General features: G+C 38.9%; 12 protein-coding genes and 1 other RNA gene. 5 read left to right on the top strand and 8 right to left on the bottom strand.

What is annotated here, in order from left to right:
* Positions 1-16: 16 nt before the first annotated feature.
* The 3 genes from MKY06_RS11140 to MKY06_RS11130 all read right to left on the bottom strand — a co-directional run bounded on the left by MKY06_RS11140 (position 17) and on the right by MKY06_RS11130 (position 2,099).
* Complete coding sequence (locus MKY06_RS11140; RefSeq protein WP_013056877.1) at positions 17-499, bottom strand: GNAT family N-acetyltransferase; 483 nt, start codon at positions 497-499, stop codon at positions 17-19.
* 158 nt (positions 500-657) lie between these two features.
* Positions 658-1,134, bottom strand: coding sequence for a site-2 protease family protein (locus MKY06_RS11135; RefSeq protein ID WP_013056875.1), 477 nt, complete (start codon positions 1,132-1,134; stop codon positions 658-660).
* Between the two features lie 146 nt (positions 1,135-1,280).
* The gene (locus MKY06_RS11130; protein WP_155660429.1) at positions 1,281-2,099 is read right to left on the bottom strand and encodes an AraC family transcriptional regulator; all 819 of its coding nucleotides are present in this window, start codon (positions 2,097-2,099) and stop codon (positions 1,281-1,283) included.
* 138 nt (positions 2,100-2,237) lie between these two features.
* On the opposite strand from MKY06_RS11130, the gene MKY06_RS11125 reads away from it, so the two are divergent.
* Complete coding sequence (locus MKY06_RS11125; protein ID WP_098278086.1) at positions 2,238-5,342, top strand: glycoside hydrolase family 2 TIM barrel-domain containing protein; 3,105 nt, start codon at positions 2,238-2,240, stop codon at positions 5,340-5,342.
* 36 nt (positions 5,343-5,378) lie between these two features.
* Here the strand turns inward: MKY06_RS11125 and MKY06_RS11120 are convergent, their stop codons facing one another.
* From MKY06_RS11120 to MKY06_RS11105, 4 genes are all read right to left on the bottom strand, one after another.
* Positions 5,379-6,290: an EamA family transporter gene (locus MKY06_RS11120; RefSeq protein ID WP_013056872.1), complete on the bottom strand. Its 912-nt coding sequence runs from the start codon at positions 6,288-6,290 to the stop codon at positions 5,379-5,381.
* 98 nt (positions 6,291-6,388) lie between these two features.
* Positions 6,389-8,305, bottom strand: coding sequence for a vWA domain-containing protein (locus MKY06_RS11115; RefSeq protein WP_013056871.1), 1,917 nt, complete (start codon positions 8,303-8,305; stop codon positions 6,389-6,391).
* An 11-nt stretch (positions 8,306-8,316) separates the two neighbouring features.
* Entirely contained in the window at positions 8,317-9,231 is a 915-nt protein-coding gene (locus MKY06_RS11110) for an ATP-binding protein (protein WP_013056870.1), read from the bottom strand.
* A gap of 131 nt (positions 9,232-9,362) precedes the next feature.
* Complete coding sequence (locus tag MKY06_RS11105) at positions 9,363-9,593, bottom strand: YkvS family protein (RefSeq protein ID WP_013056869.1); 231 nt, start codon at positions 9,591-9,593, stop codon at positions 9,363-9,365.
* Positions 9,594-10,014: 421 nt separating this feature from the next.
* Here MKY06_RS11105 and MKY06_RS11100 point away from each other — a divergent pair, with 421 nt between their 5' ends.
* Positions 10,015-10,509 (top strand): RNA polymerase sigma factor, encoded by a 495-nt coding sequence (locus MKY06_RS11100; RefSeq protein ID WP_013056868.1) that lies wholly within the window; start codon positions 10,015-10,017, stop codon positions 10,507-10,509.
* The gene (locus tag MKY06_RS11095) at positions 10,506-11,696 is read left to right on the top strand and encodes an anti-sigma factor (protein WP_029321524.1); all 1,191 of its coding nucleotides are present in this window, start codon (positions 10,506-10,508) and stop codon (positions 11,694-11,696) included. The genes MKY06_RS11100 and MKY06_RS11095 overlap by 4 nt, the downstream gene beginning before the upstream one ends.
* Positions 11,697-11,846: 150 nt before the next feature.
* Here MKY06_RS11095 and MKY06_RS11090 read toward each other — a convergent pair whose 3' ends face one another.
* Positions 11,847-12,299, bottom strand: coding sequence for a helix-turn-helix transcriptional regulator (locus tag MKY06_RS11090; protein WP_041816549.1), 453 nt, complete (start codon positions 12,297-12,299; stop codon positions 11,847-11,849).
* Between the two features lie 153 nt (positions 12,300-12,452).
* On the opposite strand from MKY06_RS11090, the gene MKY06_RS11085 reads away from it, so the two are divergent.
* Both MKY06_RS11085 and ssrS read left to right on the top strand, forming a co-directional pair.
* Positions 12,453-13,073 carry a hypothetical protein gene (locus MKY06_RS11085; RefSeq protein WP_098278087.1) on the top strand — a complete coding sequence of 207 codons (621 nt, stop codon included), beginning with the start codon at positions 12,453-12,455 and terminating at the stop codon, positions 13,071-13,073.
* Positions 13,074-13,182: 109 nt separating this feature from the next.
* Positions 13,183-13,360, top strand: a non-coding RNA gene (gene ssrS / locus MKY06_RS11080) — 6S RNA.
* Positions 13,361-13,489 lie beyond the last annotated feature (129 nt).

The raw sequence follows: 13,489 nt of genomic DNA, 5'->3' as shown, positions 1-13,489 counted from the left end.
TAACACTCCTATACTCTCATTTTTCATTATATATACTATAAAAGAATAATGATTTGTCCCATTTGTTAACTTGCTTTTCTTTTTTCATGCCAATTCTTTCAGCCACTTTAATCGATGGGTAATTGTCAGGATCTATCAATGATGTAATTTTCTGAAATTTCAGCGTATGAAGTCCATAATCTAAGCAAGCTTTTGCTGCTTCACTCGCATAGCCCTTCCCCCAGCGGCTGCGTAAGAATAAATAACCAAGTTCTGGATCTACCTTTCCGTCTACTTTTTGAAGAACCATGCCGCACTGCCCTAGAAACTCTCCTTTCTGTTTATCCTCAGCGATCCACATGCTAATGCCGTACGTTTGATAATGCTGCTTCATCCATTGAATCCAGCGGCGTGTGTCTTGTTCGCTTTTAGTAGAAGAATAATACTTCATTGCTTCAGCATCCTCAAAGATTTTCAGTAAATTTTCTGCATCGCTTTCGGCCATGGCTCGCAACGTCATTCGTTCTGTCTCAATAATCGTATGAATCCTCTCCTTTCTTACATTCCAACATCTACTATCTTTATTATCCGCTACTATTTTCTTTTCGTAAAGTTTTCCTTTTTTTATTTAAATGAACGAGAAAAAACGCACCAAAAAAGGCTGCTACACACAGCCCTTTAATCTGGATCACACGTTTTCCCGTACCGTAATACGTTATATATAGCACGTCCATCACTTGCAGATGTCTCTGTATATTGAATTGGCAGCAGTGAGAAAATAACATAATAGACTGAAAAATAAACAAATTGATAGCAAAATATATCTTCAGGCAGAATATTAGCCATAATTAATCCATTTATTATAAAAATAGTAAGCACATTAAACAGTACACCACCCGCATACACCACTGCATGAGAAATGCGACTGTCATTCTTAAGATTTTCATATTTACAAAACGAGTCTAAAAAATAGACTGACTTAATTTTAAACTTCCCCATTTTAAGAATCGTTTTCCCTCGCCCAATAGTAAAATCGACCTTCCCTCCGAAAATAATTGCCATGACGGAATGCCCCAGCTGATGAACAAATGATACAAGTGGCAATACAAGACAGAATGACCACACAAACTTTGGAAGATCATTTAACCCAAACACGTTTATCCCTCCTTTTTGTTTCTTCTCTCTACTTTTCCTCCCCGTTTTCACTTAAAACTACATTTAATTTCTTTTTTAAAACTCATACGGAATAACTAGCATACACTTCGTGTCTTATGACCTAGATAAACCCTGATGTATGTAGCTTATGAAAAATACATTTTTCGAAAAATAGTTGGCGTAACGTTTTCCTGTTCTTTGAAACGCTTGATAAAGTAGCTTGGATGTTCATACCCTACTTGTCTTGCTATATCTTGTACAGAGATTTGGTTGTTTTTAAGCAGCAGTTTCTTTGCTTTTTGAATCCGCACGCGCGTTACGTATTCAAATGGCCGGATGCCAAGAGATTGTTGAAAAAGCAAACACGTATACTGCTCCGTTACGTTGAGCTGCTGCGCCAGTACTTCTAGCGTTAACGGCTGATGATAATATTCCTCGATATAACGAAGGACTGGGTTTAGCTGAGTAATTTGCTGCAGGCGACTTTTGCTTTCTATATATACGCTGTCTTGGCGAAGTTTTAAAATGACGCTATATAGTAGTTCAGAGCACTGCATGGTGCTAGAGGTATGATTTTCTTCTAACCGATCCATTAGTTCTTGAAGCATCCTGTAAAGACTTTCAGCATTTGTAAGGACGATTTTTCCCGAATTAATAAATTGAAGAGAAAGCATGATATCATCAATCACACTTCCGTTAAAAGAAACCCAGCATACTTGCCATTCGCTCGTAACGGGATAGTATTCGTGCGGAACGTGCGGCGTCAGAAACATCCCTTCATTTTCTTTTATAATATAAACCTCATCATTTACACGAAGCTCGCCTCTTCCTTTTATGCATTGAATCCATTGATAATCAGGAAACTCTCCCTGACGCTTAATATGCTTTTGGTGCCTCCAGCTTCCAGCGCTTGTAACATAGAATGGCAGTTTCATATCTTCATCTGAAAGAGCCGGAAAGTACATACGGTCCACATTACTTCCCCCTTTTTATGTGAATATAGTTATATTATCATGAAAATAATTAGATTGATAAGGTTTTCAGAAAACGTTATCATTTCCATATAAACTAATAACCTAGTACTTTAGAAATGAGGGATCGACGTGTTAAAAACCGGCAAGAAATTTCATTATACAGCACCTGCAAACGGATACCCTGAATGGAATAACAACCCTGAAATTTTTCAATTGAACCGTTCAAAAGCACACGCTTTACTTATGCCTTATCAAACGGTCGAAGAGGCCTTAAAAAATGATAGAAAATCTTCTGTTTACTATCAAAGCTTAAATGGCAGCTGGTATTTTCATTTTGCTGAAAATGCAGATGCCCGCGTCAAAAACTTTTTCGCACCTGAGTTTTCATATGAGAAATGGGACTCTATTTCAGTTCCTTCACATTGGCAGCTGCAAGGATATGACTATCCTCAATATACAAACGTGGCATACCCTTGGGTTGAAAATGAAGAGCTCGAACCTCCTTTTGCACCGACTAAATATAACCCTGTCAGTCAGTACATCCGTACTTTTACACCTAAACCAGAATGGAAAGATCAGCCGGTGTACGTCAGCTTCCAAGGCGTCGAATCTGCTTTTTACGTATGGATTAACGGTGAGTTTGTTGGATACAGCGAAGACAGCTTTACTCCAGCTGAATTTGATATAACTTCTTACCTTCAAGAAGGTGAAAATACGATAGCAGTAGAAGTATATCGCTGGAGTGATGCAAGCTGGCTTGAAGACCAAGATTTTTGGCGAATGAGCGGCATCTTCCGAGATGTGTATCTCTATTCTACTCCACCAGTTCACATCTATGACTTTAGCGTTCGTTCGTCGCTTGATAACAACTACCAAGATGGTGAACTTATCGTTTCAGCTGATATCTTAAACTACTTTGAGCACGATACTCAAGGTCTAACATTTGAAGCCACGCTGTATGACGCGAATGACCAAGAAGTACTACAAGCTCCGCTGCAAATAAATTTAAGTGTGAGCGATCAACGTACAGTCTCCTTGCGTACACACATTAAAAGCCCTGAAAAATGGAGTGCAGAAAGCCCTCATTTGTATACGCTTGTACTCAGCTTAAAGAATTCTGCTGGTTCTATTATTGAAACAGAAAGCTGTAAAGTCGGCTTCCGTACATTTGAACTAAAGAACGGTCTTATGACAATCAACGGCAAACGTATTGTACTTCGAGGAGTGAATCGCCACGAATTTGATTCAGTAAAAGGCCGGGCAGGCATCACGCGCGAAGACATGCTTCACGACATTTTGCTGATGAAACAGCATAATATTAACGCCGTGCGTACATCCCATTACCCTAACGATTCAGTATGGTATGAACTGTGTGATGAATACGGACTGTACGTTATTGATGAAACCAATTTAGAAACGCACGGAACGTGGACTTATTTACAAGAAGGTGAGCAAAAAGCCGTTCCAGGAAGCAAGCCAGAATGGAAAGAAAACGTATTGGATCGCTGTCGTTCGATGTACGAACGTGACAAAAACCACCCTTCTATCATTATTTGGTCGCTTGGAAACGAATCATTTGGCGGAGAAAACTTTCACCATATGTATACCTTTTTTAAAGAAAAAGATTCCACACGACTTGTTCATTACGAAGGAATCTTCCATCATCGCGACTATGATGCTTCAGATATAGAAAGCACGATGTACGTTAAGCCAGCAGATGTAGAGCGCTATGCATTAATGAATCCGAAAAAACCTTACATCTTATGTGAATACAGTCATGCAATGGGCAATTCATGCGGGAATTTATACAAATACTGGGAGCTGTTCGATCAATATCCGATCTTGCAAGGCGGTTTTATATGGGACTGGAAAGATCAAGCTCTTCAAACAACAGCAGAAGACGGTACTTCTTACTTAGCTTACGGGGGAGATTTTGGTGATACGCCTAACGATGGTAACTTCTGCGGAAACGGCTTAATCTTTGCTGATGGGACAGCTAGCCCTAAAATTGCAGAAGTAAAAAAATGCTATCAGCCCGTAAAGTGGACAGCAGTCGACGCTGCTAAAGGAAAGTTTTCCGTTCAAAACAAACACTTGTTTACAAACTTGAACGCCTATGATTTTGTTTGGACTGTTGAAAAAAACGGTGAACTCGTTGAAAAGCATGCGTCTCTTTTAAATGTAGCTCCTGATGGTACAGAAGAACTGACGCTTTCTTATCCTCTTTATGAGCAAGAAAATGAAACTGATGAATTTGTTTTAACTCTTTCTCTCAGATTGTCCAAAGATACAGCTTGGGCTTCAGCTGGATATGAAGTGGCATACGAACAGTTTGTACTGCCTGCCAAAACCGCTGTACCTTCAGTAAAAGCTGCTCATCCTGCTTTAACCGTTGACCAAAATGAACAAACGCTTACGGTTACAGGAACTAACTTCACGGCTATTTTTGATAAGCGAAAAGGACAGTTTATTTCTTACAACTATGAGCACACCGAGCTGCTTGCGTCGGGTTTCCGTCCGAATTTTTGGCGTGCAGTAACCGATAATGACCTCGGGAATAAACTGCATGAAAGATGTCAAACGTGGCGTCAAGCAAGCTTAGGGCAGCATGTGCAAAACATAAGTGTTCAGCCGCAAATTGACTTTGTTATCATTTCGGTTGAACTAGCTTTAGACAACTCTCTTGCTTCTTGCTATGTAACGTATACGCTATATAACGATGGTGAAATGAAGATTGAACAATCTTTAGCACCTTCTGAGACAATGCCTGAAATTCCTGAAATCGGCATGCTGTTTATGATGAATGCGGCTTTTGATTCTTTAACGTGGTACGGAAGAGGACCTCATGAAAATTATTGGGACCGTAAAACTGGCGCTAAGCTGGCCCTTCATAAAGGCAGTGTAAAAGAGCAAGTTACACCGTATTTACGCCCTCAAGAATGCGGAAATAAAACGGACGTTCGATGGGCCACTATTACAAACGATCAAGGACGCGGCTTTTTGATAAAAGGTTTGCCAACAGTCGAGCTGAACGCTTTACCTTACTCACCTTTTGAACTGGAGGCTTACGATCATTTTTACAAATTGCCGTCAAGCGATTCAGTAACCGTGCGGGTTAACTACAAGCAAATGGGCGTTGGCGGAGACGACAGCTGGGGAGCTAAAACACATCCTGATTACACACTATATGCTAACCGCTCGTATACAAACACGTTTACACTAAAACCTCTATAAAAGTAAAAAGGACTTTCAAATGAAAGTCCTTTTTACTTATGACGTCACCTCTGGCTTTCGCTGAGAAAGTAAAAATACCGTAGCGATAATAAGAATCGTACCTAACCACTCCGTCCATCCAAAGGTCACATGAAGCCATAGAACAGAGAGCGCCGCTGCTGATAAAGGCTCTGCTGACGCAAGAACAATGGCTTCAGAAGCGCTAATATGCTTCAAACTTTCCAAATAGCAATAAAATGCAATAAGCGTTCCAAAGATGACTACAAATAACACCGCACACAGCGACAATAGCGACCACTCACCTGCTATATGCCACGGCGGGTGAATAAATGAAAAACTTACTCCACCTATCACCATTCCCCAGCCTACTACTTCAATTGAGCTCCATTTCGCAAGAAGGCGTTTAGGCTGAAGCGTATAAAAAGCAGACGTCACAGCTGCCCCAATCCCCCAAAACAACGCCCATCCTGTAATAGACAGCTCGTTAAAATTTCCGCTTGTTGCAAGAAAAAATGTCCCCGTTATGACGAGCGCAACAGAAATCATTTCTACTTTCACCGGCCACTTTCTTGCTTGCACAGCTAAATAGCCAATAATAAATATTGGCGACGTATATTGAAGCACTGTAGCTGTAGCAGCGTTTCCTGCTTCAATAGCTGCAAAATATGTATACTGCACGCCGAGCATACCGATTACACCAAACAAAAGCAGCGAAGTCCTCTCTTCTTTTGTTTTCCAAATTGCAAAAATATTGCGCTGCTTAGAGGCTATTGCCAAAAGCAGCAATCCGGATACTAACATACGAACGACGACCAGCCATTCTGCGTTAAAACTTTTATGCTGAAATAAATATTGAGCCACCGTGCCAGATACTCCCCACATTGTGGCACCAATGATTACAAGCAGCAGCCCCCATGCTCTTCTAGATGACGTTTGAACTCCTTCCACTTGCCATTCCTTCTCTCTTTTTCATATATATTTAACTTACCTCGCTCCTCTTTAACGGTCAATAGCAAAAAAAGTCGAAGCAATATGCTTCGACTTTTTTAAATGCTTTTATGAAGTAATTTCTTCAGTAAAGGAAATAGCACATCGGGAAGTTCTTCGATGTTTGGTACTAGAATACTATATTTCCCGTACATATTTTGAATGGTTTTCTTTTGTCCTTCATCAATTTCTCCGTTGGATAAAAAGACGTTGATGACTTCAATTCCGTGCTTGCGTGCTTCTAATACCGCTTCGTGCGTATCTACAATACCATTTTGTTCATATCCCATAGCGGCTGGTTCACCGTCTGAAAACACAAGTAAAAACTTCTGCTGTTCAGAACGCTGAAGCAAACGGCGTGTCATATGGCGAATAGCAAACCCATCACGGTTGTCTTCTTCAGGCTCAAGCTGCATAATTTCAGGACCGCTTTTACGCTTTAACGATGCTTGAAAGTCCATAACCGTCTGCAGGTAGTTAGGCTGGCTCGTTTCGGTGGCATCATTTGTATCTTCCCAAAACCCTACAATTTGATGAGGCACCATAACAGACTTTAACGCTTCATGAAATAGCGTAATCCCAAGCTTCGTTTCATCCATTTTGTCGTACATCGATGCGGAACAGTCAACTAAAAGAGAAAAGACGGCATCAATTTGCGCAGAATCTTCATCTTTTTTATAAAACAAACGAGGATTGTCGTCTGTCCATAGTTTTAGAAGCTTTTTATTCAATCGGCCAAAGTGCAGCTCGCTTCTAGGAAGCGTTTTTTTATGTTCAAGCGTTTTTTCAATCATTTGCTTTAATTTCTTTTGATACGATGCAATAATTTTTTTATTCTCATCATACTGAACAACGTGATCGTCGTTCGGAAGTTTAGAATCTATAAAAACAGCATAGGCATGCTTATTTTCTTTCCCATACTCATAATCCGCTTCCCCGTCTTTTTCCGGATGCGTTTGCTCCATGGCTTCGATTTGAGAATAATCGTTGCGCGATGTTTTTTGAGAAGACCCTTGCACCATGCCCATTGCTTGATCTCCATCGTCGCCTTCACGAACACCATCGCCTAGCATGTCTGTTTTTGAGCCTTGATCCATATCAAACTGTAGAAAACTTTGCGTCGCTTCGCTTGTCTCTCGATGCCACATTTCCATTTTCTCTTCGTGAATGTCTTCATCCCCGTCTTTTTCATGCTCTAAAATATCATCGTTCACTAATGAATCTTTGCGCTTTAAATCTTCAAATGTTAACCCTTCTTCTAACTGATCATACTGGAGTTCAGCCAAGAAGAAATAAGTATTAAGCATATCTTTTTCAATAATATCATCAAAAACATCTACAAGTTCAAGACAGATGCGCGATACATCTTTTGTTGTTTTAGCTTCATATACATTTGTTAGCTGTCTGCGAATAAAAGGCATCGCTAAATTAATCGATTCACTCATTGAAGGAATTTCTTCAAATGGATTTTCGGCCGTCAATAGCAAGTAGATGCCGTTAAAAAGTGCATCCGTATACACGCTTTTTGTTAAATTTGCGCTCATTTGTGTAGCAAAATATTTTCTATAGAGCTGTCTTCTGACGGCGAAGGCTTTTTTCGTTCCAGAACGTTCGCGTTTGCATACTTCTTCTAAACGAATATCTTCAAACAGCATAAACAGCTGCTTAGCTAAGCTAGGTACCGAGGTTTTATTTATTTTCTTTAAATATGCATTAATTTCTTTGAAGTTTGAATGCTTATAGCTTCCAATACTTCTTAAAAATACATCACTTTTTAAGCCGTACACTTTGTCTTGTTCTGGACGGTTATCCCAAAAGTGACTGAGATAAATAATGCCGTGTACAGGATCATAATAAGACGAAACGCGATACTCTACTTCAATTTCATCATTTTTTGTTAATGTTTTCGTTAAATCTGCCAGCTCCATATAGAGAAAGGAATCTACATTTTTGTCGTTAAATTTAATAAATCGCATAGCGCCACTCCTTACTCAAATAATGTTTCAGCAATATTTTGAATGGCGGCTTTTTCCCTTTCATCTTCTAGCTTTTCAATAATACCGCGTTTAATCGCGCGAAGAGGCGGCATATAAAGAGCTAAATCACACGTATCGATAAGCGCACGAATAGACGCAGCTTCTTCTGATACATGGCCGCTTTGAACTTGAGTAATTAAATCTGCAGAGAGCGTGACAAATTTATCAATTAATTTTTCGTCTTTTAACTGAGACTGAGACATCAGAACTTGCTTTAAGCTGCCTCCTTGAATATACGGAACTTCAATAACAACAAAACGATTTTTTAATGCTTCGTTTAATGGAACAGTACCAACATACCCCTCATTAATAGCCGCTACTACGCCGAACGTTTGCTGACCGCGTACTACATCTCCAGTGAATGGGTTCGTAATCATTTTCCGGTAATCAAGAACCCCGTTTAAAATAGGAAGCGTTTCAGGTTTAGCCATGTTAATTTCATCAATATATAATAAATGGCCTTTTTTCATTGCCTGAATAACAGGTCCTTCCACAAACTCAATACCTGTTTTCCCTTCTTGTTCAGCAATTGTTTTAAAACCAAGCAGCGCTTCTGCATCTAAGTCAACCGAGCAGTTAACGCTATGCATCGGCTGAGAAAATAAATGCGACAGCGTTTCAGCCAGCTTTGTTTTACCTGAACCTGTTGGCCCCTTTAAAAGTACGTTTTTCCCTAGTGACAAGGCAATAATGGCATCTTCTAAAATATCTGCTTCTTCTGCTGTATAGCCGCCTTTTCCAATTAATAGCTGATCAGCATCGGACAAATTTTCATATTTACGATTCGCTAAAAGCGAAAGAACCTCTTGCGGTAATGATAATTGTGATAGTTGAATTGACATAACAAAAATCCTTTCTTTCTGCATACTTTCTATAGTTTACTAAAAAACATTGTTCATCTCAAAGAATTGCTTTACCTACGCTTTTCTCTAAGGTTTCCGATAGAAAAATCGCAGCCTTTAAACATATATTCAGTAAAAAAAAGTAGGTTATTCACCTACTTTTTTACGATTTTATAGTTTTTATGATTAACAACTGTTTTCATGGATTCGCCCGTTTCAGCATCTTTCCCAAAATCTACGATAACCGAATTGTCTCGCACTACCATAACAATTCCTTTAAATCCTTTATAGTCGCCTTTTTTTGGCTGAATCGTATCGCCAACTTTAGCTGCTTTGACTTTAGGTGCTTGTTCTTCTGTACCTTGTGTATTTTCTACGTCCATCATGACCCCACCTTTTCCAATTTACCGTGTTTTTTATAAGTGAAAACACAATTTAATTTACTTTTTGTTGAAAATACTTAGTTCATTTTCCCACAAACATCCATGGTTAAACAACATGTGTTTGTCCATTTTTATTTTGCAAACAAACGCTGTATTTTTTATTATGTATGTAGCTGTTTTTTGTAAGAGCACATCCTTGTTCTATCATAACATTTTCTGTTTCCTTCGAACACCAATTACCCTTTAGTTTTTTAAAAAAATGACAAATTACACGGAATTATGTCGAATTTCATATGGTTTTCTTTTTAGTATGATAAGCTATATATCGTATTTTAAGCATCTTTTATCTATTACATACGATTTTTAATAAAAAAACCGAAACTTTTATCCACAAATTGCGTTGATTAAATGAAAGGGGGAGAAAATGGCACAACAGCATAACTTTGAACACATTTATAAACAGCACATGCATGATTTGCTGCGCTATCTTCTCTCTCTTACTCGCAGAAAAGAATCAGCGGAAGATTTAATGCAGGAGACCTTTTACCGGGCACTTTTACACTTAGAAACATATAAAGGCGAGGAAGTGAAGCCTTGGCTGTTCAAAATTGCTTATCACGCCTTTATTGACTGGTATCGAAAAGAAAAAAAACGCCCTACTGTCGAAATAGAAGAATGGCACTTTACTCCTCAGCCAAGTGCTGAAGAACAAGTGATGATTCAAAGTGAAATCGACGGCTGGCTTTCTGATGTATCTGCTTTGCCTCCGGCTAAGCAGAATATTGTACTGTTACGAGATTATCACGGCTTCACATATGAAGAGATTGCAGAAATGACTGGCTTTACTCTGTCAAAAGTGAAAATGGACTTGTATCGTGGTCGTCAACAATTGAAAAAAAGAAAGGAAGAGGACGGATGAGCTGTCAAGATATGAAGCATCAATGGGAAAAATATAAAAACGGCACTTTGACAGACAAAGAAGCAGAAACACTTGAAGAACATACGGAAAATTGTGAAGCATGCTCAGCTCATTTGGAGCACTTGCTAACCGAAGATGAACCGTTATCGCCAACTGCATCAGCTACTTCATTAAGTGACGATACGATGTTGGATAATAAAAAAGTTAAAAAGTCCATTTATATCGCCAAATGGAAGCAGCGCCTTTCAAATGTGACAACTGTCATTGGCTCTGTCGTTCTGCTATGGATAATCGGCAGCTTTTTATCTATTGTATATTATCATCAATCAAAAACCGAATACATAAACAGCGTGAATCAAGCGGCTATCGAATCTGCTTTTCCGAACGTTCATATACGTGAAACCACTTCTGATACACAGTCCTTTTTCCGCATGCAGTCGCAAATGGAAGCTTATAAGCAAATTGGACGTGAAGAGCAGGCCATTGGGACGTTTACATTTCATCAGCTGTTTGATAAAACAAGCGGTGTAGAAAAAGAATTTCCTGGCGGCAAATACGATCTTAACCTTTCTTTTGTCTATCCTGATCCAAAAAAACTAAAGCTACATACAAAAGAGTATAAGGAATGGACAAATGAAACATGGAAAGCATTAGAAAATCTGCCAAAAGGAACGGTAAGCGAAGTGGCTATTTCTTTTGATGATACGTACTCGCTAAAAGAAGTTCAGCAAAAAATGAACGCCATCGACAGCCGTGATTTTTCTACCTCTTGGTACGCGCTTAATACAGGGCACGAACAAAAAACAAGTACAAAAGACGAGCCATTAATTGACTTAACATCAACATTTGGCTTTCCAGAGTTTCTAGACTTACCTTACGAACACAAAGGAAATCAAACCCACTCTACTAGCAAGTCGAACGTTTTAAATATGATGAAACTATTAGCTGATAATGAAGAAACGGTCCAAAAAGTTCGTCAGCTAGACCATTCGGATCTGTTGCTAAAGCAGCGATATTCTTATGTGAAAAAACATGGCGTCGGTGTGTACGGCGTTGTGATTACAGGGCCTACAAAAAAGCTTCTGAAATTAAAAAATGATCCGTCGATCACATATGCGTCACTTGGAGATGTAGAGCTATGGAATTGGTTCAGTCGTCCCTCATCAGGTACCTTAATGAATCAGTAGAGGCTGAGACAAAAGTATAGCAATGGAAGAAAAATCCGAACGATGAATTAAGACTCTTGATGGAGAATCAAACTCGTTCGGATTTTTTTATGGATAGGGTGAACGTAGGTTTCATATATGCAGTGATTTCGTTACGTCTCGGCCTCTTTTTTATTCATTCGTTAATTCTTCAAACCTTTTTACCGCTTCGCTTTTATCAAATGAACTAAACCATCGATAGTCTTGGTCATCTAAAATGCGATAGTGCTGACTAATCATATTTTGCTGCAGACGAAAAGAGCCTTCTTTTTGAATTTCTTTCCACCATACTCTTCCTCCGAGCGTTTTATCTTTTGGAGAAGATACGCCGTTATGAGCAATGATTTCTACTACTTCTAAAGGAACGTCTCCTAAAACCGATTGAAGGATTTCACTGTCACCAAACAAACCGCATACTGCAACAGTGGTCGTCCACCCTGCTTCCGTGCGCCCTTTTTCAATTTGAACCAATGTTTTTTTGGAAATACCAATGACTTCAGCCATTCTGTCTTGTGAATAGTTTCTTTCTAAACGAATTAATCGTATTTTATCCGATACTGATTTAATTACTTCTTGTTTATTCATTTTCACAGCCCTTTCTTTCTATACACGTACATTTCTTTAGTGTAATATTACACCTAATTAAAGAAGAGTTTCAAGCGTTTCCCTTCGTCACAAGACGGGGAAATATACTGAAATGGTTTTTGTACATTAAAACAAGTAAAAGGAGTTGAGAATATGTATATCATTGTATGGGCTATGCTTGTACTATACGCCTTGCTGCTAGCTCCGGGAGCAAGCGCCGCTAATGATTTGCTGTTTAAAAATCTTATCACGGGAGATTTTCAACAGGTAGATCCGCTCGTGGTTATGGTATTCTCTTTTTTAGGACTTTTCCCAGTATTGTTTATGATAATGATCTGTAAAAAAGATACATACAAACTGCCTGGATGGCCATTTTCTCTTCTATCATTTGCGCTTGGAGCTTTTTCTCTTTTGTTCTATTATCATTGGAAAGGACAAAAAGTTCGAACACGTTCGCGTATTTCTTCACGCTTCATTGCTATCATTTCTTCTCGTCTATGGATTGGACTGTGCTTAGCGCTCACGATTTCAGGTTACGTATACGGACTATCCGTAGGTTCAATAAAAGCTTATGGAGATGCTTTTATGCAGTCACAGCTTGTTAGCGTGATGACCGCTGATTTTTTTGTTTTAACGTGGCTTTCTTACTCCGTTATGACAAAAGAAAGGATTGCATCCCGGCCTTACCTTCTTTTATGTTTCATTCCAGTTGCGGGCCCTTTTCTTATTTTGTTACTGCTTCCCCGCCAAGATGTTAGAGAAGAAAAACTTTAAATAAAAGTCTTGCGTTCCATTCATTATTCCGTTATAATCATTTCTTGTACGATGAAAGTTGATTAATTAGAAAACATTTATATATCGGCATCTTATTTACATTTGTTATACATACCTGCGCTGTGCGTATACTCATGTTGTCTTAAACCTTTGAGTGTTAAAAGGGAGCTCAAAATTTAGCTGCAGATAGCACGCCCTTCTTGGGACGCTAAACCCGGCTATGAGGGCACCCACCTAGTAGATCTGGGTATTTAAGACACTTAGGGTTACGGCAGTGCGGGCTTATTTTTTAGTTAGCTGTAGCTAGCTTTTTTTATTTTTCATTTTATTAGTTTACATAACTATTTTATTGTTAACTTATATTTTTTTTAGACATGTATGTTTTATTTATCTTCGATTGAGGAACATAAAAAGTA

Origin of the sequence: Priestia sp. FSL P4-0332 (assembly GCF_038005845.1) — a bacterium.
Taxonomy (GTDB): domain Bacteria; phylum Bacillota; class Bacilli; order Bacillales; family Bacillaceae_H; genus Priestia.
The sequence above is the reverse complement of the archived record's forward strand: the minus strand, read 5'-3'. Positions and strand labels throughout refer to the sequence as shown.

Coding starts and splice junctions, on each gene's coding strand:
- MKY06_RS11140 (WP_013056877.1), bottom strand. CDS start 499: ATGACGTTGCGAGCCATGGCCGAAAGCGATGCAGAAAATTTACTGAAA.
- MKY06_RS11130 (WP_155660429.1), bottom strand. CDS start 2,099: ATGTACTTTCCGGCTCTTTCAGATGAAGATATGAAACTGCCATTCTAT.
- MKY06_RS11115 (WP_013056871.1), bottom strand. CDS start 8,305: ATGCGATTTATTAAATTTAACGACAAAAATGTAGATTCCTTTCTCTAT.
- MKY06_RS11110 (WP_013056870.1), bottom strand. CDS start 9,231: ATGCAGAAAGAAAGGATTTTTGTTATGTCAATTCAACTATCACAATTA.
- MKY06_RS11105 (WP_013056869.1), bottom strand. CDS start 9,593: ATGATGGACGTAGAAAATACACAAGGTACAGAAGAACAAGCACCTAAA.
- MKY06_RS11100 (WP_013056868.1), top strand. CDS start 10,015: ATGGCACAACAGCATAACTTTGAACACATTTATAAACAGCACATGCAT.
- MKY06_RS11095 (WP_029321524.1), top strand. CDS start 10,506: ATGAGCTGTCAAGATATGAAGCATCAATGGGAAAAATATAAAAACGGC.
- MKY06_RS11090 (WP_041816549.1), bottom strand. CDS start 12,299: ATGAATAAACAAGAAGTAATTAAATCAGTATCGGATAAAATACGATTA.
- MKY06_RS11085 (WP_098278087.1), top strand. CDS start 12,453: ATGTATATCATTGTATGGGCTATGCTTGTACTATACGCCTTGCTGCTA.